At 56.1% G+C, this 21157-nt stretch carries 13 protein-coding genes; 8 read left to right on the top strand and 5 right to left on the bottom strand.

All coding sequences use genetic code 11. The annotated features are described in order from the left end of the window. Position 1: 1 nt before the first annotated feature. The 3 genes from ACN0YD_RS13590 to ACN0YD_RS13580 form a co-directional block, all read right to left on the bottom strand. Positions 2-2308 (bottom strand): TonB-dependent receptor, encoded by a 2307-nt coding sequence (locus ACN0YD_RS13590; protein ID WP_417320667.1) that lies wholly within the window; start codon positions 2306-2308, stop codon positions 2-4. Between the two features lie 451 nt (positions 2309-2759). Next, the gene (locus tag ACN0YD_RS13585; protein WP_417320665.1) at positions 2760-4208 is read right to left on the bottom strand and encodes an aldehyde dehydrogenase; all 1449 of its coding nucleotides are present in this window, start codon (positions 4206-4208) and stop codon (positions 2760-2762) included. Between the two features lie 210 nt (positions 4209-4418). Next, on the bottom strand, positions 4419-4874 hold the full coding sequence (locus ACN0YD_RS13580) for a MarR family winged helix-turn-helix transcriptional regulator (protein WP_417320663.1): 456 nt from the start codon (positions 4872-4874) through the stop codon (positions 4419-4421). A gap of 289 nt (positions 4875-5163) precedes the next feature. Here ACN0YD_RS13580 and ACN0YD_RS13575 point away from each other — a divergent pair, with 289 nt between their 5' ends. The 4 genes from ACN0YD_RS13575 (at position 5164) to ACN0YD_RS13560 (ending at position 11700) form a co-directional block, all read left to right on the top strand. Next, positions 5164-5991, top strand: coding sequence for a p-hydroxycinnamoyl CoA hydratase/lyase (locus ACN0YD_RS13575; RefSeq protein ID WP_417320661.1), 828 nt, complete (start codon positions 5164-5166; stop codon positions 5989-5991). Positions 5992-6003: 12 nt separating this feature from the next. Then, a complete protein-coding gene (locus tag ACN0YD_RS13570; protein ID WP_417320659.1) occupies positions 6004-7491 on the top strand; it encodes an AMP-binding protein in 1488 nt (495 codons plus the stop codon). Positions 7492-7613: 122 nt separating this feature from the next. Then, a complete protein-coding gene (locus tag ACN0YD_RS13565) occupies positions 7614-8927 on the top strand; it encodes an MFS transporter (protein ID WP_417320657.1) in 1314 nt (437 codons plus the stop codon). Positions 8928-9393: 466 nt separating this feature from the next. Next, positions 9394-11700, top strand: a complete 2307-nt coding sequence (locus tag ACN0YD_RS13560; protein ID WP_417320655.1) for a TonB-dependent receptor — start codon at positions 9394-9396, stop codon at positions 11698-11700. 64 nt (positions 11701-11764) lie between these two features. On the opposite strand, the gene ACN0YD_RS13555 is transcribed toward ACN0YD_RS13560, so the two are convergent. Next, complete coding sequence (locus tag ACN0YD_RS13555) at positions 11765-13597, bottom strand: PHA/PHB synthase family protein (protein WP_417320653.1); 1833 nt, start codon at positions 13595-13597, stop codon at positions 11765-11767. Between the two features lie 317 nt (positions 13598-13914). Between ACN0YD_RS13555 and ACN0YD_RS13550 the strand changes: the two genes are divergently transcribed. Next, on the top strand, positions 13915-16614 hold the full coding sequence (locus ACN0YD_RS13550) for a bifunctional acetate--CoA ligase family protein/GNAT family N-acetyltransferase (RefSeq protein ID WP_417320652.1): 2700 nt from the start codon (positions 13915-13917) through the stop codon (positions 16612-16614). Positions 16615-16622: 8 nt separating this feature from the next. Here ACN0YD_RS13550 and ACN0YD_RS13545 read toward each other — a convergent pair whose 3' ends face one another. Further along, positions 16623-17855 carry a Zn-dependent hydrolase gene (locus ACN0YD_RS13545; protein ID WP_417320650.1) on the bottom strand — a complete coding sequence of 411 codons (1233 nt, stop codon included), beginning with the start codon at positions 17853-17855 and terminating at the stop codon, positions 16623-16625. Between the two features lie 200 nt (positions 17856-18055). Here ACN0YD_RS13545 and ACN0YD_RS13540 point away from each other — a divergent pair, with 200 nt between their 5' ends. The 3 genes from ACN0YD_RS13540 to ACN0YD_RS13530 all read left to right on the top strand — a co-directional run bounded on the left by ACN0YD_RS13540 (position 18056) and on the right by ACN0YD_RS13530 (position 21142). After that, positions 18056-18496: a hypothetical protein gene (locus ACN0YD_RS13540; protein WP_417320649.1), complete on the top strand. Its 441-nt coding sequence runs from the start codon at positions 18056-18058 to the stop codon at positions 18494-18496. Beyond that, complete coding sequence (locus tag ACN0YD_RS13535; protein WP_417320647.1) at positions 18496-19941, top strand: sodium:solute symporter family protein; 1446 nt, start codon at positions 18496-18498, stop codon at positions 19939-19941. The genes ACN0YD_RS13540 and ACN0YD_RS13535 overlap by 1 nt, the downstream gene beginning before the upstream one ends. A gap of 109 nt (positions 19942-20050) precedes the next feature. Then, on the top strand, positions 20051-21142 hold the full coding sequence (locus ACN0YD_RS13530; protein WP_417320645.1) for an aspartate/ornithine carbamoyltransferase family protein: 1092 nt from the start codon (positions 20051-20053) through the stop codon (positions 21140-21142). Positions 21143-21157: the final 15 nt, after the last annotated feature.

Genomic DNA, 21157 nt, shown 5'->3' with positions numbered 1-21157 from the left:
CCTAGAAGTTATAAGTGAAGTTCGCGAACCATTCCCGTTTGCGGGCGTAAGCGATTTCCGCATAGCCTGAGCCCGTACCGAGGGAGGAGTTACCGGCAATCGGGTAAAGCTTGTCGGTCAGGTTATTGACCCCGAAGACAAACTTCCAGGTCACGTCAGACGGCTCCAGAATGATGGAGGCGTTGACGATGGTCCGGCCTTCGGTCTGGGCGATTTCCTCGGTATTGATGGCATCAAAGTAGGTTTTGCTCTGATAGCTCATATCCACGCGAGGCGTCCAGGTGAGGTCGGATCCATCCGGCTCAAAGGTATAGCCGATACCGAAGTTGGCCTGCCATTCAGGTGCGAACGGAAGGCGGTTACCTGCTTCGACGCTGCCGAAGACGTTTTCATTCGGGAAAGTGACCACTTCATCAATGGTGGCGTCAAGATAGCTGATGCCCGCATCGATGACCAGGTTGTCGGCCGGAAGCCAGGTCAGCTCCAGCTCGGCACCGTCGTTGGACGCTTTACCCGCATTGGTGATGAAAGGCGCCACAAATGCCCGGTAGACCAGCTGCAGGTCATTGTAATCGGTGGAGAAGATGGCACCGTTCAGACGCAGTGTGTTGTCCAGCAGGTCCGCTTTGAAACCGATTTCATAGTTCTTGGCAGTTTCCTCGTCAAAGGAATGAATCTGCTGCAGAATGGCGAAGGTTGCCGGGTCATCGTCGAAGTCGGTGTTGAAGTGACTGTTCCAGCCGCCGGACTTGAAGCCTTCGGAATAGCTGACATAAGTCATCACATTGTCATTCCAGCGATAGGCAATGTTGGCGTTGATTGTGAAGGCATCAAAATCCTGGGAATATTCCTTCACCTCAAGATACTTGTTGGTCGGATTGGTATAGCTGTACTGATCCGGCGTTGAAGCCTTGGTTTCGGAAGTATAACGCGCCCCCAGAGTGACAGTCAGTTGATCTGTGACGTCATAGCTCCACTGGGTGAACGCCGCCCAGTTGCTGTTATCGGTAAAGTTGTCGTCACTGTCGCCACGGCCTTCAGGGTTTGGCGGCGGGGAAACTGTGACCTCAACATCATCATCGATTTCTTCCTCGTAGTAGTAGAGGCCAGCCACACCGGTCAGGCGGTCAGACGTATAGAGCGCCTGCAGTTCCTGACTGAATTGTTTGCCGTTACTGTCATAGAGGGTATGCAGGATCGGGAACGGGGTATTGTCTGCATCACGTACTCCGTACCAGTCCAGCTCCCGATAGGAAGTAATGGATTTCAGGGTGATATCCTCGTTTACATCATAAGCCAGGTGCAATGATCCGCCCCAGTTTTCCAGATAGCTTTTCAGCGGGTTTGTACCGTTGTTGGCGAACGGGCCAGCAGCCTGGAAGTCATTGGCGCAACGGGGGTCATCAATCAGGGGAACATCCTGACCCAGGTTGGCCATGCCAGGACAACCGGCAGCAAGGCTGACAACTTTCTGGAATATCTGAGATTCGTTGCTGGCGGCAAAAACCAGCGGTGAACCGTTTTCATCGGCTTCGGTATAGTCAAACTGAAGCTTGATTTCCAGATCGTCACTGGGGGTGAAAACGATTTTACCAGTGGCTGTATAGGAATTTTTATCGCCCAGGTCGACGCCGTCACTCACCCGGATAACATAACCGTCCTGGATGCGGGTGCCGTAGGTAAAGCGTGATTTGACCTTGTCACCCATCGGAATGTCGAGGGCAAGGTTCAGTTCACGGAGATTGTCGGACCCGACACCACCCTTGAAGGTGCCGCCGAATTCCTCACCCGGCTCCTGGGTGCTGATCAGGATGGCGCCGCCGATGGTGTTACGGCCGAACAGGGTACCCTGCGGACCGCGCAGGATCTGGATGCCGGCAATATCGCGGAAGTCCATGGTGCCGCCTACAGACTGGCCCATATAAACATCGTCAATATAGATACCAACGCCCGGATCAACCGTGGAGGTTGGATCGGTCTGGCCGATACCGCGGATGAAGACCTGTGAGGAGTTGTTGTTGCCGGCCAGCGGGGCGTTGTTGCTGAACTGCAGGTTCGGCGTGACATTGTCCAGATTGTCGGTACTGAAAATCTGGCGGCGTTCCAGGCCCTCGCCGGTGAAGGCGGAAATGGCAATCGGTGTTTCCTGCAGGTTTTCTTCGATCTTGCGGGCGGTAACTGTGATTTCCTCAAGCACAAATGCGCCTTCATCCTGCGCAGTGGCCTGCGCGGCGGTGAGGGCGGTCAATGTCAGTGAAGCTGCGGTGGTGTAATAGAGTGATTTTAATAATTGTCGTCCAATTATCATCTGTGTCTCCCATGAATTTATAGTCTCAGAATGACCAATGCTGATGGATTATTAACCTTATATGCATTAATCAAATCTCATATTAAAACAACCGATTGCACAAGGCAATTCATATTTTGGAATGTTTCTAAAATGCAAAACAATTAACTTTGAGTGAATTAACTTTTTGCGATTGTTGTCAGAAGGGAGCAGAATGGTCGACTATACAGTTTCCTCTGAAAATCCGTCTGCCCTGTATATCGATTATTTGCTTTGTCCAGTCCCTCAACGTCGTTTTAGCGCAGATTATTTGTATGCTCAAGTGGTTAAATCGCCGTTGGCAGAAATGGGTCATTATGTTCGTCTGTTTCTTTCAGGGAGGTGCCGTTCAGCCCGGTGAATTGAGCGGCAGGTGAAAAAAAGGCATGCTCCCAATTGAAGCATGCCTTATTCGGTAAAATGGTGAGGGAAACTAGATCGGAAAGTGGCCCGGTTGAGTTTCCATGGTAATCCAACGCAAATCCGTGAATTCATTGATGCCGGCGAGGCCGCCAAACCGGCCGTAGCCACTGGATTTGGTGCCGCCGAAAGGCATCTGTGCCTCGTCATGGACAGTGGCGCCATTGATATGGCAGATGCCGCTGTCGATCCGTTCGGCGATTTTCAGGGCCTTGACGATATCCTTGCTGAAGACGGCGGCGGAGAGGCCATATTCACTGTCGTTGGCAATGGTAACGGCTTCTTCGGCGTCTTTCACCCGGATAACGGCCAGAACAGGCCCGAAGGATTCTTCCGTATAAATCCGCATGCTGTTATCGACCTTGTCGACCACTGTGGCGGACATCTGGACCCCTTCTGCGGTGCCGCCGACTGTAACGTCAGCGCCTTTGCTTCTGGCATCTTCAATCAGGCCCAGGACATGATCGACGGACTTCTGGTCCACGAGGGCGCCAAGCGGCGTCTTGCCTTCGCGGGGATCGCCGGCGACAAGAGTAGCGGCCTTGGCGGTCAGTTTTGCCACCAGCGCATCGGCAACGCTTTCCTCGACAATCACCCGTTCGGTGGACATGCAGATCTGGCCCTGGTTCATATAGGCGCCGAAGGCAATGGCCTTGACGGCCTCGTCAAGGTCGGCATCCTCCAGCACCAGCAACGGCGCCTTGCCGCCCAGTTCCAGAAGAACCGGGGTGAAAGTGCGGGCGGCCCGTTCGGCAATAATACGTCCCACATGGGAAGACCCGGTAAAATTGACGCGGCGGACATTTTTATGGTCGATCAGTTCACCGACCACATCGCCGGCATCTTCCGGGGCGTTGGTTATGACATTGATGGCGCCTTTCGGAAGACCCGCAGCAGCAAGGGCCTTACCGATCAGCATATGGGTCACGGGGCAGACCTCGGACGCCTTGAGGATCACTGTGTTGCCGCAGGCCAGAGGTGTGGCCACGGCGCGGACGCCAAGGATGATGGGAGCATTCCAGGGGGCAATGCCCAACACGACGCCGGCCGGTTTGCGCATGGCCATGGCCAGGCACCCCGGCTTGTCAGAGGGGATGATCTGGCCGCTGACCTGGGTTGTCAGTGCGGCAGCCTCAACCAGCATATCCGATGCCAGCTTGACATTGAAACGCGCCCAGCCTTCTGTAGCGCCGATCTCCACTTTCATGGCGTCCACAAAATCGTCTGCCAGATTCAAAAGTTCCTGTGATGCAGAGAGAAGCGCTGTCCGGCGGGCATTGGGGCCGAGACCGGACCATTCCGGCAATGCGGCCTGGGCGGCCTCCACTGCGGCCTTGATGTCATCAGGGCCGGCAGCCGGTGCGCGGGAGGCCACTTCCCCGCTGATGGGGTTGCGACGTTCGAAAGTACGGCCGTCCCTGGCAGATAGAAATTCCGAATTGATCAGTAATTGTGCGTCCATTTGTCCGTGCCTCCCATTAACGATTAATTGCTATAACGTATAACAATTTACACCTATTTTGCAAACAGGGCAAGGTCAATTTCCCGCAAGTGGTTTGCTGCAGGTGCTGGTCTGTATGGCTGGATTATTTCAAGTTTATGATGGCTTACTGTCTGTATCGAGCGACAAAAACTAAAGCTGGCCTATGATCGGTAGGCCCGGGATCGATTGTTATTTCCAGATATTCTCGAGGGTCCGGGCGACCAGGTTTTTTTCTTCTTCGCTCAGGTTGCGGGTCAACCAGGCTTCATTATTGCCAATATTGTCCCAGATTCTCCGGATAACCTGTTTTCCTTCTTCCGAAAGATGCAGGCCGTGAGATCGGCCATCCAGGGGCTTTTTCTTGATCAACCCGCGGTCACTCAGTACAGCGACCAGGGGGGCCATATTGGCACTTTTGATGCCAAGGACACGCCCGATGTCGCTCTGCTTCATACCGGGGTTCGCCTCTATCATGACCAGAACCGAAGTTTCTGTAATCTTGAGGCCAATGTCACTCAGGCCCTGTCCCAGATGGGTAAGCATGGCCGCAGAAGCCCGCCGCAACTGGTAGCCGACAAGGTCTTGGAGCGGATTGGAAAATGTCATGTTTTTCGGATTATTTTTTTTGTTCTGTTTTTCAGTCATGTCGAGAATATGCAGATTTTTCTTGTAAATGACAATCCCAATGTTATTATGTATAGCTATGTAATATAGCCTTTTGGGGAGGCGCCGGGTGCAGGGACATCCTTCTTTGATATAGTTCCACAAGCCCGATGTGAAGTGTCAGTATGAAATGATTGGTTTTCGAACAATGCTTCGGTAGCCGGTTTTATTAAGCCATCGGTCGCCTGCCAGTGTCCGGTGCCGAATTTAGTTAAAGTCATCCGGGACAGAGTATCATCCTGAGGACCGGTATAATAAAAGGACGTGAACAATGAACAAAGCCACTGATCTTGATGTTGTCGACTACAAGGTTGAGAACCGTATTGCCTGGGTGAAATTCAATCGCCCGGAAAAAAGAAACTGTATGAGCCCGACCCTTAACCGTCGCATGATGGAAGTGCTGGACGAGCTCGAGTTCCGCGAGGATGTCGGCGTTCTGGTCTTGACCGGTGAAGGCACGGCCTGGTCTGCCGGCATGGACCTCAAGGAATATTTCCGTGAGACAGAAGCCGAAGGGCTCAAGGGTGTCCGCCGCTCCCAGAATGAGAGCTATGGCTGGTTCCGTCGCCTGCGTCGTTATCAGAAACCGACCATTGCCATGGTCAACGGCTGGTGTTTCGGTGGCGGTTTCGGTCCCCTGTTTGCCTGTGACCTGGCGATCAGCGCTGACGAAGCCAAATACGGCCTTTCCGAAATCAACTGGGGTATTCTCCCGGGCGGTGGCGTGACCAAAGTTGTGGTTGATCTTCTGCCCATGCGCGATGCCATGTGGCTGACCCTGACCGGGGAGCTGATTGACGGCAAGCAGGCTGCTGCCATGCGTCTGGTCAATGAAAGTGTACCACTGGAAAAGCTGGAAGAGCGTACCCGCGAAGTCGCCAATATCCTGCTTGAAAAGAATCCTATTGCCCTGAAATATGCCAAGGATGCCGTTCGTCGTGTGGGCGATATGTCCTATGACGATGCCGAGGAATATCTCGTCCGGATGCAGGAAGCTGCCAACTCTTTCGACAATGAAGGTCGCAAGGAAGGTATCCGCCAGTTTATCGATGAGAAGAGCTACAAGCCGGGACTTGGCGCTTACAAAGTGAAAAAATAAACAGGGTTCACAATGATTGACCATGTTGCCCTGCAGGCCGGATTGCAGCCGAAAAAGCTTGCAATCCGGGATCTGAACACGGCCAGGGAGTGGAGTTATGCCGCGCTGGACCACGCTGTGGGCCAGTGCGCTGCCCTTCTGCGGGCCTATCCCTCTCTTGATCATGGTGAACGCGTTGTAAGTCTGGCGCATAATTGCGCGGAACTTGTTATCCTTCATCTTGCCTGTGCCCGGACGGGGCTGATTTATGTGCCGCTGAACTGGCGTCTCAGCAAGGCGGAAATTGAAAACCTGATTGAGGATGCCGATCCGGCACTTCTGGTCGGGGATGCTTCGCTGGACCCCATTCAGTCAAAGGTACCGAGGCTAAGCATCAGTAAGCTTGCCGAAGGTATGGCCGCGGCGGCTCCCTTGCCTCACGCGCCTTTTGATCGCAAGGATATCTCGCTAATTCTTTATACCTCCGGGACCTCCGGCAGGCCGAAAGGGGCGTTGCTGAGCGAGCATAACCTTGACCAGACGGCGAAAAATTTCTCCATTCTCGGTCGGGTTACGCACGAGAGCGTTTTCCTGTGTGATTCCCCGATGTTTCATATTATCGGTCTGATCACCAATGTGCGCCCCACTTTCATGAACGGGGCGACACTGATCATTTCGGAAGGGTTCGATGCGGCGCGCACCCTGGACCGGCTGGGTGATCCGGCGCTTGGTGTCAGCCATTATTTCGGCGTGCCCCAGATGGCAGCGCGGCTCAGGCAGGAACCGGGCTATGACCCTGAAAGACTTCGCCACATGACAGCCATTTTTACCGGCGGCGCCCCCCATCCCGAGGCGGATATCCGGGCCTGGCTCAGTGACGGAATATCAGTGGTCGACGGTTATGGCATGAGCGAATCCGGCACCACCTTCGGCATGCCTATCGAGCGTGAGCGTATTTTCGCCAAGGCGGGGTCCGTCGGTCTGGGAACCCCTGCCGTTGAAGCCCGCATTGTTGATGAGCGCGGCAACGACTGTCCTGATGATCTCGCTGGCGAGCTTTTGCTCAGGGGTGACAATGTCACCTCCGGGTACTGGCGTCAGCCGGAAGCAACGGCGGCGGCCTTTACAGAAGACGGCTGGTTCAGGACCGGCGATATCGCCCGGCGGGATGCTGACGGGTTCTATTATCTTGTGGACCGCAAGAAAGACATGTTTATTTCCGGGGGCGAGAATGTCTACCCGGCCGAAGTGGAAGCGGCCTTTGCCGGCATGGAAGGCGTGGTCGAGGCGGCTGTTATCGGTGTGCCTGACGAGCGCTGGGGGGAAGTCGGGCATCTCGCCGTGGTGTGCAGGGAGGGATACAGTCTGACCATGGACCAGGTCCTCGCCTGGCTGGAACCGAAACTTGCCCGCTACAAGCTGCCGAAACATCTGACGCTTCTTTCCGCCCTGCCCCGCACCGGATCGGGCAAGGTCCAGAAGCAGCAATTGCAGGACCTGTTGCAGAAGAAGGAAAATTAAAAAGTTTTCTCAACAATTGCAAAAGTCAGACTGATCGGGCAAGGTTCTGCGGACAGTGTTATGCAGAATAGCAAACAAATATAGTGAAGAGTCATAATAGCCGGTAATGGGAGACAGGCAGCATGAACAACGATCCGCGCGATATTATTGATCGCGAACCAATGAGCGCCCTGCAGATCGTTGCAGTGGGCATCTGTATTTTTCTCAATGCGCTTGACGGTTTTGATGTGCTTGCCATCACTTTTGCCGCGCCAGGCATTGCCCAGGACTGGGGTCTCGGCCCTGATGCAGTTGGCATTGTGATTGCCACCGGTCTGGCCGGCATGGCTGCAGGGTCACTGTTCCTTGCCCCGCTCGCCGACCGTTTCGGGCGGCGTGCCGCCATTCTCGGCAGTCTGATCACCATGGGCGGCGGCATGCTGCTGTCCGCCACGGCGACGGATATCTTCACCATGTCCATTTACCGCATACTTACCGGACTTGGAATTGGGGCCATGCTGGCCTCTATCAATGCCATGGCTGCGGAATATTCCAATGCCCGCCAACGCGATCTTTCGGTCAGCCTGATGACCATCGGTTATCCCATCGGTGGTGTACTGGGTGGTTCTGTTGCGGCCATACTGCTTCAGCATTACAGCTGGCATTCCGTCTTTATCTTTGGCGGTGTGGTAACGCTCGTTATCATTCCTGTGGTATTGCTGTTCCTGCCTGAATCCATTGAATTCCTGAGCCATAGCAAGGGTGCCGCGGCGCTGGATAAAATCAACGGAATCCTGCGGCGTATGAAACACCCGGAAGCGGACCATGTGGCAGAGCCAGAAGAAGGGCAGGCCCGGGCCGGCATCAAGGACCTGTTTGCGCCGATGCAGCGGAATACAACCATTACCCTGGCGTTCAGCTATTTCCTTCACATCACCACTTTTTATTATGTCATGGGCTGGGTGCCATCCATTGTTACGGCGCTTGGATTTGATAAATCTGTTGGCGCCTCTGTCTCCGTCTGGGTCAATGTGGGCGGCATCGTCGGCGGCAGTCTGCTGGGCTGGGCGGCCACTTTCTATGGCATGAGAAAGCTGGTGATAGGCATCATGCTGGCAACGGGCGTATCGGTCATTGCTTTTGGCCAGGTCACACCGCAGATCGAGCTCTTAAAAATGGTCGGCTTTGTTCTCGGTTTCTTCCTGTTCGGCGGGGTGGTTGGTCTTTATGCCCTGGTGGCCAGGAATTTCCCTACCAGACTCCGGGCCACCGGAACCGGTTTTGTCATTGGCATGGGCCGCGGCGGGGCGGTTATTTCACCCGCTGTGACAGGCTATCTGTTCGCGCTCGGCATGGAGCGGGGCAGTGTGGCAACGATTATGGCTTTTGGCTCCGTTATGGCGGCTTTTGCCCTCCTGGCCATGCGTTCCCCAAGGGAAGCGCCGGCTGGTAAATAGAGTCTCGTCCGGAGTCGTTTTTCCAGGGGAGGATGTGCCAGACATCACCGTAGCCCCTAGTTAATCAGGGTATATAGTGATCACTTTCATCTGCGCCGGGGCTGGCCATTAGCTCCGGCAAAAAGCCTGCCCGGGAAAGTAAAGTGCTATTTGATATAGCGTTGACAGCTTAATTGCTATATGCCATAACAATGATCGGGACTGTAAATAGCAACACAGCTATAACCTAACTATAAAAGACGTCCGGTAAATCCGGCACCGGGAGGACCCAAGGGAGATTCTGTTTTGTTGGACTGTTTTCCGAATTCGACAAGGCTTCCTTCCTCCAGACAGCAAGTGGTACTCAGGACCTTCCGTCCCTCGCTGTCCAATCGCACAAACTGAAATCATCAACAAATGGGAGAAGATGATGCCTTTCGTAAAACTTTCGCATTCCAGAAGATCGACAAGTTCCCGGATTGCCCTCATGGCCATGATCGGCACAATGTTGCCGCCGGCTCTTGAGGCGACCGCCCAGGAACAGAACAATGAAGACACCCTCATGCTGCTTGAGGAAATTACGGTGACGGCCCGTCGCCGTGAAGAAAACCTTCAGGATATACCTGTTGCCGTAACTGCGCTGACGGCCGATGCGCTCGAGCGCCAGCAGATTTTCGAAACAACCGATCTGGATAATGTGGCGCCGAACCTGCAGTTCACCAGTTATGGCCCGCTGTCCGGCAATAACTCCGCGGCCCAGGTCTTTATCCGCGGTATCGGCCAGACTGATCCGACCGGAGCTGTTGATCCGGGCGTCGGCATCTATATTGATGATGTCTATATGGGACGTTCTGTCGGCGGGGCCATGGACTTTAAGGACATCGCCAGCGTACAGGTTCTGCGCGGTCCGCAGGGCACCCTGTTCGGCCGGAACACCATCGGCGGCGCGGTACTGATTTCCACCAATCTTCCCGGTGACGAATTCGGCGGTACAGTCCGGGCCCGCACCGGCACAGACAACCTGCGAGAACTGTTCGGCGCCTTTGATCTGCCGGTCAATGATACCCTGGCCGCCCGCCTTTCCATGGGCATGCGTCAGCGTGACGGCTATGTCATCCGTCAGGCCGATGGCATTGATCTGGGTGACGACAACAGCTATTCGCTGAACGGCACCGTGCGCTGGGAACCCAGCGACAGTTTCAGCCTGACCTTGCGCGGGGATTACTCCAGTGAAGACGAAAACGGTTCCCCGTTTGTCTTCAAGAACATCAATGAAAACGCCGTATTCGTCGGGGCTGTAAGCCAGGGGGCTGGATGTCCGGGTGCGTTCTGGGTGCCGCCGAACACGACAGTGCCGAACATTGTTGACGCCCGTTGCGCCAACGATGCCACTTATGACCTGGGACCGTTCACCAACGGCGGTACGGCAGAGGTGTTCAGTACGACGGAAAACTGGGGTATTTCAGGTACCGCACAGTATGACATCAACGATACTTTCACCGTGAAATCCATCACCGCTTACCGCAAGCTTGACTGGTCCGGGGCTCGCGATGCGGACAATACGCCTTTCACAATCCTGTCCACGGCTTATGACAGTGTCAGTGAGCAGTTCAGCCAGGAACTGCAGGCACTCTATACGGCTGACAGGCTGAACGGTGTGGTTGGTCTTTATTACTTCGATGAAGACACCCATGATGAAGTGCGTGTCGATGTTGCCGCCCCGCCGCCGGTTGTGGCCGCAGGCGGACCGGGTTCACGCGATTATCAGAGTGTGGATCTCAGCACGGAAAGCTGGGCCGCCTTCACTGAATGGACCTATGATTTTACTGACGCACTGTCCTTGTCAGGCGGTCTGCGTTATACCGAAGAAACCAAGGGTATGAAGCTGATTGCCTTTAACATCAACCCGGCAACAGCACCGGACCCGAATCCGCTGCCGTCAACTGTGCCGCCGCTGTTTGTGGATCCGAGCCTGCATGAACAGGATTTCTCAGCGGTTACCGGAACCATCAAGCTGCAGTATCGCTGGAATGATTCAATCATGACTTACGCCAGCTGGTCACAGGGTTTCAAAAGCGGTGGGTTCAACCAGCGTTATAATGATGCTCCGCCGAACAACCAGCCCATCACCTTTGACCAGGAAGAAGCCGAAAACTATGAAATCGGTTTCAAGGCTGACGTTAGCGATACCCTGCGTTTGAACGGTGCGATTTTCCATACTGATTACACCGATCTGCAGCTGATCTATCGTCTGGGTGTGGTGCCGCTTCTGTTCAACGCCGGTTCTGCGTCCATCGAAGGTTTCGAACTTGAGATGACCTGGAACCCGACCGGCCGCTGGCTGGTCGAAGGTAGTATCGGTTACCTTGATTCTTCCATTGATGAAGTTGTTGAGATTGATGTTCCCGGCCAGACTGTGACGGCGACTGTTGACAAAGGCAACCGCCTGCCGTTCAGTCCGGAATGGAAAACCAACCTGGGTGTGAGTTACTTCTTTGACCTGGGCAACGGTATGGAGCTGACCCCGCGCGTGGATGTGGTCTACACCTCCGACATGTATTATGACGCGGCCAACTCCGAGGGCGTTATTCAGGATAGCTACACGCTTGTGAATGCGTCCCTGCAGCTCACCGATGAGGACAAGGGCTGGAAAGTCACCTTCGGTGTGAACAACCTGACGGACAAGCTCTATCAGGTGGCCGGTAACTCCTCATTCTCCACCGCTACGGGGTATGAAGAAGTGATCTATGCCCGCAAACGCAACTGGTATCTCGCATTCTCTGCTGATTTCTAAAAGAAACCAGTCTCAATGAAGAAAGCCGGGCCAATGGCCCGGCTTTTTTTTATGAAGGAATTATCTAGTCCTGCAGGACATATTGCCCGGGCGCCTTGTCGATCAGCGGCAGGACGATGCCGGTGGCGCCCATGGTCGGCGGGGGCACGGGCTCGCTGGAATGCTCATCAAGCCAGTCGATCCAGGCCGGCCACCAGGACCCTTCATGGAAGGGGACATCCTGGACCCAGCTGTCGGGGTCATGATACTGATCGTCAGCCCCCTTTGTGGCAATCTGGTAGAAACGGTTCGGGCGGCCGATTTCGGAGACAATGCCCGCATTGTGGCCGCCGCTGGTGAGCAGGAAGGTAACTTCCGTATCGGCAAGCTGATGGACCTTGTAGACGGAACGCCACGGCGCCACGTGATCCCACTGGGTACCGACGGAGAAAATAGGTACCCTGATATCGCTGAAGGCGACAGGCTTGTCGCCAACCCGGTAACGCCCGGCGGCAAAATCGTTATTCAGGAACAGCTGGCGCAGATATTCGCTGTGCATCCGGTAGGGCATGCGGGTGGCGTCCGCGTTCCAGGCCATCAGGTCGTTGGTTGAATTACGCTTGCCCATCAGATATTCGCCAACCATGCGCGACCAGACCAGGTCGTTGGACCGCAGGATCTGAAAGGCGCCGGCCATCTGATGCGTATCCAGATAGCCTTTTTCCCACATCATATCCTCGAGGAAAGTGAGTTCGCTTTCGTTGATGAACAGATTCAGCTCCCCGGCCTCGGTAAAGTCGGTCTGGGCGGCAAGCAGGGTCATCGAGCCCAGCCTGTCGTCACCGTCCCGGGCCATGGCGGCTGAGGCGATGGACAGGAGGGTGCCCCCAAGGCAGTAACCCGCCGCATGAATTTTTCTGTCCGGAAGAATGGCTGAAATGGCGTCAAGCGCCGCCATGATCCCCAGCTGGCGGTAATCCTCCATCCCCAGGTTTCTGTCGTTTTCATCCGGGTTTTTCCAGGAAATCATGAATACGGTATACCCCTGATCCGTCAGGTACTTGACCAGTGAATTATGGGGACTGAGGTCCAGAATATAATATTTCATGATCCAGGCCGGAACGATCAAAATCGGTTCCGGGCGCACGGTTTTCGTGGACGGTTCATACTGGATCAGTTCGATAAGCCGGTTGCGAAAGACCACATTACCCGGTGTTATGGCGACATCCCTGCCGACCTTGTAGTTTTCTGTCTTGCGGTCTTTTCCGTCATTTATGTCGATCAGGTCTTCCAGATAATTCTGGAAGCCCCGGACCAGATTCATTCCTTTTTCTTCCCAGGTCTGTTCGATCACCTCGGGGTTGGTCCAGAGAAAATTTGATGGTGAAAAAATATCGAGCAACTGACGGCTGGCGAATTCCAGCACATTTTCATGTTGCCTGGTGACCCCCCGCACACCGGTGGTGGCATTGTGCCACCACTGCTGGTTCAGCAGGAAAGACTGATACATCATGTTGTAAGGCCACTTCTGCCAGGCGTCTCCGGAAAAGCGTTTGTCCTGGGGCAGGGGCTCGATGCAGGGCTCGTGATCTTCTTCTCTGTTGAGGGCGCATTTGGCAACATGGGCGCTCAGTTTTCCCGTTTTGCGGGCGGCCTTGTGGACCAGTTCCGCCTGCTTGCCAGGCGAAAAGGCGAGGTGGACGGCCCAGTCCAGCCAGGCATCCGTCAGGGCCATGGGGGACAGCCCCATGGTGGAGCGGGCGACCATGGCGTGGATGGTCCGGTCAAAGGCATCCGCCAGCGGATGTTCCGGCGCAGCTTCCTGACCTTCCGGGCGGGTATAGAGCTGACCCATCGGCCGTGTCGGCGGGACGGGAGGAGGGGCGGCTTCTTTCTTTACAAGGGACTTTCCTGCCATTTCAAACATCTTTCCGCTAGTGAACCGGGCATTGATAATGCCCGTACAGGCAGGGAGTATAGCATAATATGCTGCGCTGCAACAGAATTTGTTCGAACTAATATATTCTGTCTGTAGCGGGGTTTGAGAACCGGGTATATTTTACATAACTATTTGATAAAAAAGTGTTTTTTTAATGCCTGTCTTCTGGTTTGTGAGCTCTGAAACCGCCCGGCGGAAATATGAATTTTTTATAGCATCTGTTAAAGGACTGTTTTTTCGTGTAGACTTTTCGAAATTGTGCAGAGCAATAATCCATGCAAGGATATGACCCGGCGATGTCCATACGAAATCTTGAGAAACTATTCTCTCCCGCTTCGGTAGCGCTTTTTGGCGCCAGCGGTCGGGAAGGGTCTATCGGGCGAACGGTTATGGATAACCTTAAAGAGAGCTTCCCGGGCCCGGTCTGGCTCGTCAATCCCGGTCACAGCGAGATCGACGGCATGCCTTGTTATGCGGACACGGACAGTTTGCCCGGCATTCCCGACCTGGCGGTGATTGCCATCCCCCCGCAACATGTCCCCGATGTCATCTCTGCACTTGGGAAAAAGGGTACAAGGGCGGCTGTCGTCATCACAGCCGGGTTTCGTGAACAGGGTCTGACACAGGCCATGCTGGAGGCGGCCCGGCCCTATGGTTTGCGGATCGTCGGGCCGAACTGTTTCGGTCTGATGGTGCCGGCGGCCGGACTGAACGCCAGTTTTGCCCATGCCTCGCCGCTGAAGGGGGAGCTTGCCCTGCTGTCCCAGTCCGGGGCCATTATCAGCGCCATCCTCGACTGGTCCAAAGATGCCGGCAAGGGATTTTCCGCCATGGTGTCCATGGGCGACATGGCCGACGTGGATCTCGGGGACATGCTGGACTATCTGGCCGCAGATACCCGCACCCGCGCCATTCTCATGTATCTGGAGCAGGTGACCGATGCCCGCAAATTTATGTCCGCCGCCCGTTCCGCAGCCCGGGTCAAGCCGGTCATTGTCATCAAGTCTGGCCGTCACGAGGCGGCCGCCAAGGCCGCCCATTCCCATACCGGTGCCCTGGCCGGGTCCGATGCCGCCTATAATGCGGCTTTTCGCCGGGCCGGTATATTGCGGGTGACGGATCTGGAGGATCTGTTCGATGCGGCAGAAATTCTCAGTCACCTGAGGCGGGTGCATGGCGCCCGGCTGGCCATTGTCACCAACGGCGGCGGCGCCGGTGTGCTGGCCGTTGACCGGCTGATCGACTTTGGCGGCACACTGGCCAGTCTTGCCGAGGAGACGATCACCCGGCTTGATGCGGTTCTGCCGGCCGCCTGGTCGAAAGGTAATCCGGTGGATATCATCGGTGATGCCGGACCGCAACGCTATGAAGACGCCATGGAAATCGTGCTGGAAGATCCGGAGGTTGATGCGGTGCTGGTGATCAACTGTCCGACGGCCCTGGCTTCGGGCACAGAGGCTGCAAAGGCGACCCTGGAAAGCATCGATCGGAATAATCGCAAGTCTGTTCACCCCAAGGCTGTTCTGACAGCCTGGCTCGGGGACGGTGCCGCCCATGACGCCAGGGCCCTGTTTGCCCGGGAGGGCTATCCCACTTTCAAGACACCCGAGGACGCGGTCAGGGGCTTCAGCTATCTGGTTCGTCATGCCCGGGACCAGCAGGCGCTGATGCAGACGCCGCCGAGCCTGCCCGAAGGTTTCCAGACCGATCCCGCCGCCGCCCGCAAAGTCATTGACCGGGCGCGGAAGGAAGGACGCGATCTGCTGACCGAGCCGGAAGCCAAGGCCGTACTGAAGGCCTATGGGGTGCCGACGGTTGAAACGGTTATTGCGGCCTCCCCGGAAGAGGTGGAAAAGGCGGCAAAAGCCCTTCTGTCAGCAGAAGGGGGAGAGGTGGCGATCAAGATCCTGTCCCGTGATATTTCCCACAAATCGGATGTGGGCGGGGTCCGGCTGGGGCTTGCTGGTGCGGCCGAGGCCCGAACGGCGGCCGGGGAGATGCTGGCCTCTATCGGCAGGGCGCTGCCGGAAGCACATATCGAAGGGTTCACAGTCCAGCCCATGATTCACCGGCCGGGGGCGCACGAGTTGCTGATCGGCGTCAGCGAAGATGCCACCTTTGGTCCCCTCATCATGTTTGGCGCCGGGGGGACGGCGGTGGAGGTTCTCCGGGATACTGCCATGGCGTTGCCGCCGCTGGACCTGAAGCTGGCCCGCGACCTGATGGAGGACACCCGGATTTTCAGACTGCTGAAGGGATACCGGGACAGGCCGTCAGCGGATATCTCGGCCATTGCCCTGACCCTGGTGCGCATTTCACAGATGGTTGCGGAGTTACCGGAAATTACCGAGCTGGATATCAATCCCCTGCTGGCCGATGAAAAGGGGGTTATTGCCCTGGATGCCCGCATCGTTGCCACCGGCGCAGCCTGTCCTGAAGGCAAGCTTAATCCGCGCCTTGCGATCCGGCCCTATCCTTCCGAATGGGAAAGACGGGAGGCCCTGCCCGAAGGGCGTACCGTTCTGATCCGGCCGATACGGCCAGAGGACGAGCGCTTCTATGATACCTTTATGGAAAAGACCGATCCCGAGGACATCAGGCTCAGGCTGTTTGTTCCCATGCGCAAGCTGCAGCATGAATTCATCGCCCGGCTGACCCAGATAGACTATGCCCGCGCCATGGCGTTTATCGCTATTGACCCGGATTCGAACGAGATGCTGGGGATTTCCCGCCTGGCCAGCGACCCTGATAACCTGCGTGCCGAGTATGCCGTCATCACCCGCAGCGACGTCAAGGGGCACGGCATTGGCTGGGCGTTGATGCAGCGGTTGATCGAATATGCAAAGGCGGAAAAAATCGGCGAACTGTGGGGGCAGGTGGCGGTCGAGAACGAGACCATGCTGAACATGTGTCGCGAGATTGGCTTCTTTGTTCACCCGGAGCCGACAGATCCCTCGCTCCGGCTTGTCACACTACCGCTTGATGGCGGGGACTGATTGTCCCTCTAGTCTGTTGCCAGAACGACAAGGCTGTCCAAAAGCAGGTTGGAGCCACGTTCCACATCGGTCCAGTGAGTCCATTCATCGGGGGCGTGGCTGACGCCATTGACGCTGGGCACAAAGATCAGGCCGGTTTCGGTGATTTCCGTCATGAACTGGGCGTCATGTCCGGCGCCGGACGGCATCAGCATGTGGCTGTAGCCGCGCCCTTCGGCCCTGTCCCTTATAACGTCCACCACCCGGCTGCTGCAGTATTTCGGTTCCAGCCAGCTCATCTGTTCATATTCGAACATCAGGCCGTGTTTGCGGGCAATGGAGGACAGCACCCGGCGACAGGCATTGGCCAGCGCTTTCATGACGTCAGGATCCAGGTCGCGGCCGACGATGGTGAAGTCCACTTCCCCCGGAACCGTATGGGGAAAGCCGGGTTTCAGTTCCACGAAGCCGATGGTGATCCGTGATTTATCAGTGCCTTCCTCGTCAATGATGCGCTGGATTTCATGGGTAAAGTCAGCCAGTCCCAGAAAGGCGTCACTGCGCATGTCCATGGGGGCGGTACCGGCATGGTCTGCCTTGCCGATCAGGCGTACGAACCATTTGAACACGCCGGATATTCCCTCGACGATACCGATCGACGTGCGTTTGGTTTCCAGCACAGGGCCCTGTTCCACGTGCAGTTCCAGAAAGGCCCTGATTTCTTCCGGGGGGCGATGGGCGTGCATGACTTCATGATAGTCAAAGCCGTGACGGGCCATGGCATCCTTGAGTAACTCACCGCTGGAATCCCTGGCGCTCTCCAGCCAGGCGAGGGTTACATTTCCCGAAATGGCCTGGGCGCCCAGCATGCCGCCGAAGCGGCCTTCTTCCTCGCTGGTGGCAACAATCTCGATGGGGTAGTCAATGTGAATGTTATTTTCCTGGATGACACGAATGCATTCCACACCGGCCATGACGCCCAGGGCGCCGTCAAATATGCCACCGGCCGGCACGGAATCCAGATGGGAGCCGACCATGACGCAGGGTTTGTCTTTCGGTCCCAGACGGCCGATTACATTGCCGGCGCCGTCCATATGTGTCTCCATGTCCAGAGACCGGAAAATATCCATCAGCCATCGTCTGGCGTCCATGTCGGCGTCGGTGAATCCCTGCCGGTAGATGCCGCGGTCCTGTTCATTGAAGCCGAACTTGGAAAGTGCAAGCAGGTCCTTTTCAATACGTTCCACGCAAACATTGGGCATCGACTACACGTCCTGTGACATTGATCTGAAGGTTCAACGGCAGATTATGGCACAGGATATTTCAGAACAAAATATTTGAATTCAATTTATAAGTCCGTATGATGTGGACTTGAAAACGGGCCTTCCGCCCGCCAATAAATCTGGAATGCTGACGATAAAAGGAGCATTTGGTCGTTCCCGACGACACAACGAAATCTTTTATGATTATTCGTGTTATAACTATAGCATTCTTCTACCTGGCATCACTCTCGACACTTACGGCTGGCACACTTCGTGTTGCCGATGATGGCCTTTCTGCGGGCTATGTGACCCTGTCCTGGCCGGAGGCGGCAGGCCTGTCTTTTCAGCTCGACCTGAAAACAAAAGACGGCTGGCGCTCCCTTTATGCGGGCGGTGACCGGGCCACGACCCTGAGCGGACTGGCGGACGGCCGTTATCAGTTCCGGCTGATCTCGGACGGGGCACCGGCGCCGGCGGATAATGGATTGACCATTACCGTTCACCACCATCCCTTGACCCAGGCGCTGGCCTTTTTTGGTGGCGGTGCAGTGATCTTTGCCATTCTTCTGATCCTTCTGATCAGGGGCAGCCGTCCTGAAGACGCGAATTCTTCCATACAAAGCGGGCGGAGCCATATCTGATGATGAATGCCGATGCAGTGATGCCGGCCGGGATCGCCTGGCTTATTATAGGCGCTTTTTCCCTTCTCTGGGTCTGGCTCGGCTGGTGGCTCGGGCGCAAGAATGACAGCCTTGAAGATTATATGCTGGCCGGGCGCAAGGTGGGCATGGGATTTGCCGTAGCCACGGCCATGGCCACCTGGGTGACCAGCAATACCACCATGACAGCGCCGCAGCTGGCCTATCAGCTCGGCATCTGGGGCATGGCCGGCTATTCCCTGGGCGCGGTCGGCCTGTTGCTTTTTGCGCCGCTGGCCCGGCGGATCAGGGACATGATGCCCCAGGGCTATACCAGCGGAGATTTTATCCGCCTGCGCTATGGCACGTTTGCCTGGCGGGTGTTCCTGCTGATTTCCCTGTTTTACAGTGTCGGCTGGCTGATCAGTCTGGGCATGGCCGGGGGTCTGTTGATCAATGCCCTCAGTGGTATTCCCTATGTTTACGGCATGACTGTGATTGTGCTGATTTGCACACTCTATACCGTCTTCGGCGGCCTTCGGGCGGTGATCGGTACCGATTTCGTGCAGACCCTTCTGATTTTGGCGGGTATTGTTGTGCTGGCGGTTCTGGTGATCAATGAAGTGGGCTTCGAGGCCATTCACAGCCGCCTTCAGGAAGAACGGCCGGAACTATTGAACCTGCTGCTGCCGGCGTCCATCATGTTCCTGTTCAATAACCTGTTTTTCGGTGTCGGGGAAATTTTCCATTCCAACGTCTGGTGGTCCCGGGCCTTTGCCTTTGCCAAGGGGGTGGGTTTCAAGGCCTACCTTATGGCCGGCATTTTCTGGCTGCCGATCCCGATCGTTGCTGGCTTTATTGCCCTTGCCGCCCCGGCGCTCGGCATCAATGTGCCGTCCCCTGACATGGTGGCGCCGCTGGTGGCCGGAAAGCTGTTCGGACTTGCCGGGGCGATCCTGGTCTTTGTGGTGGTCTTTGCCGCGCTGGCCTCCAGCCTGGACAGCGTACTGGCAGCAACAAGCGACCTGATCGTCAAGGATATCTACAAAGGGCACTTCCGTCCGAAGGCCACTGATTGGGAACTTCGCAAGGCGGCCGTCTGGATAATTCTGGGGCTCGGCCTGTTCACCTGGGCGATGAGCCTGCCGCGGCTGGCGACATTGGGCTCGCTGCTGCATTTCACCGGCGCTTTTGTCGCCAGCACCATCTGGCCGATTACCATCGGCCTGCTTTATCGTCGCGGCGGCGGAAAGCTTGCCACCCTGGCAATGATTGCCGGGACCGCCAGCGGCCTTTATGCGTATTTTGCGATTGGATTCTATGTGGCGGCGCTTGTTTCCGCAGCCGTATCCATGACCGTCATGCTGTTTGCCTTTGCGTGCCGTGAAACTTTCGACTGGACTACCCTCGGGGAAAACGGCCCGCTCGGGAATGGAGAAGAGAAATGATTTCCGTCTTAGGACTCGAGGCAATGGTGTTGCCCGCCCTGGCGCTGACCTGTGTGGCGCCAGTGGTTCTAATCTATCTTGTATTACGTGACATAAAGGAGAATTCCTTATGGTAGGCGCGGAAAAGGCCATCACCGAAGGTGCCGCTTCCTTTGACCGTGAACGCCCCGACATTTACGGCGATGCCCATCCCCGGGATCTGCTGCGGGCGATCACCGAGGAGCACGAGCATCTGCAGGGCCTGGCCAACCGGCATGTGGCCTCGGCAGCCCAGTTTGACCGGGAGCAGCTATTGCAGCTGTTCCGGCTGGCGGCCAAATATGAAGCCAACCCGGACCGGTTCCTCGCCCCCATAAAGCCGTTGTCGGGCAAACTGCTGATCAGCGCCTTTTATGAACCGTCAACCCGCACCAGGCTCAGTTTCGAGAGCGCCTGGCACCGGCTGGGCGGTGATATCATGTCCATTACCGACCGGACCACCACAGGGATCGCCAAGGGTGAAAGCCTGTCCGACGTGGCCGAGATGTTCAACAACTACGGTGATTGTGTGGTGCTCAGGGACAGCAATGAGGATTCTGTCATGCAGATGATGCAGAGCCTGCGCATCCCCATCATCAATGCCGGGAACGGCACCGATGAACATCCGACCCAGGCCATGGCGGATCTTTATACCATTCTGAAATGGCGGCCCAAGCTGCTGGAAGAAAAGTCCCGCGAACGTATCCGCATCGGCATCATTGGCGTGCCCCGTCGGATGCGCACCGTGCGCAGCCTTCTCAAGCTGCTGTCCCGGTTCCCGGGTATGCTCAAGGAAGTTGTGGTGATCCACGACGGGCAGGACACGGAACTTTACAGCAAGGAGCAGAGGGAATCCTTGGAAGAAGACGGCCTGAAGCTTCGCGAAAGCACCAATCTCGACAAGGAACTCCCCGGACTTGATGTGGTCTATATCAATGCCATTGCCTGGGTGAAGGATGATTTCGAGGTCATGGGCAATAGTCTCAGGCTGAACAGCAAATCTCCGCTGAAGCCTTCGGCCATCATTCTGCATCCGCTGGCCCGGGGGGACGAATTATGCACCTCGCTGGATGATACGCCCCACAACTGGTATTTCGCCCAGGCCCGGGGCGCTGTTTTCATGCGGATGGCGTTGCTGACCTGTATGGTGCAGCGCACTGAAATGGTCATGGATGTGGTCTGACCACATTCCGCTTCC

Source organism: Emcibacter sp. (assembly GCF_048269205.1).
GTDB lineage: Bacteria > Pseudomonadota > Alphaproteobacteria > Sphingomonadales > Emcibacteraceae > Emcibacter.
Note: the sequence above shows the minus strand (reverse complement) of the source record. Positions and strands in the feature narration are given on the sequence as shown.

What these genes read in the sequence shown, in the direction of transcription:
- ACN0YD_RS13590 (WP_417320667.1), bottom strand. Translation starts at nt 2,308, where the DNA reads ATGATAATTGGACGACAATTATTAAAATCACTCTATTACACCACCGCA.
- ACN0YD_RS13585 (WP_417320665.1), bottom strand. Translation starts at nt 4,208, where the DNA reads ATGGACGCACAATTACTGATCAATTCGGAATTTCTATCTGCCAGGGAC.
- ACN0YD_RS13580 (WP_417320663.1), bottom strand. Translation starts at nt 4,874, where the DNA reads ATGACTGAAAAACAGAACAAAAAAAATAATCCGAAAAACATGACATTT.
- ACN0YD_RS13575 (WP_417320661.1), top strand. Translation starts at nt 5,164, where the DNA reads ATGAACAAAGCCACTGATCTTGATGTTGTCGACTACAAGGTTGAGAAC.
- ACN0YD_RS13570 (WP_417320659.1), top strand. Translation starts at nt 6,004, where the DNA reads ATGATTGACCATGTTGCCCTGCAGGCCGGATTGCAGCCGAAAAAGCTT.
- ACN0YD_RS13565 (WP_417320657.1), top strand. Translation starts at nt 7,614, where the DNA reads ATGAACAACGATCCGCGCGATATTATTGATCGCGAACCAATGAGCGCC.
- ACN0YD_RS13560 (WP_417320655.1), top strand. Translation starts at nt 9,394, where the DNA reads ATGGCCATGATCGGCACAATGTTGCCGCCGGCTCTTGAGGCGACCGCC.
- ACN0YD_RS13555 (WP_417320653.1), bottom strand. Translation starts at nt 13,597, where the DNA reads ATGGCAGGAAAGTCCCTTGTAAAGAAAGAAGCCGCCCCTCCTCCCGTC.
- ACN0YD_RS13550 (WP_417320652.1), top strand. Translation starts at nt 13,915, where the DNA reads ATGTCCATACGAAATCTTGAGAAACTATTCTCTCCCGCTTCGGTAGCG.
- ACN0YD_RS13545 (WP_417320650.1), bottom strand. Translation starts at nt 17,855, where the DNA reads ATGCCCAATGTTTGCGTGGAACGTATTGAAAAGGACCTGCTTGCACTT.
- ACN0YD_RS13540 (WP_417320649.1), top strand. Translation starts at nt 18,056, where the DNA reads ATGATTATTCGTGTTATAACTATAGCATTCTTCTACCTGGCATCACTC.
- ACN0YD_RS13535 (WP_417320647.1), top strand. Translation starts at nt 18,496, where the DNA reads ATGATGAATGCCGATGCAGTGATGCCGGCCGGGATCGCCTGGCTTATT.
- ACN0YD_RS13530 (WP_417320645.1), top strand. Translation starts at nt 20,051, where the DNA reads ATGGTAGGCGCGGAAAAGGCCATCACCGAAGGTGCCGCTTCCTTTGAC.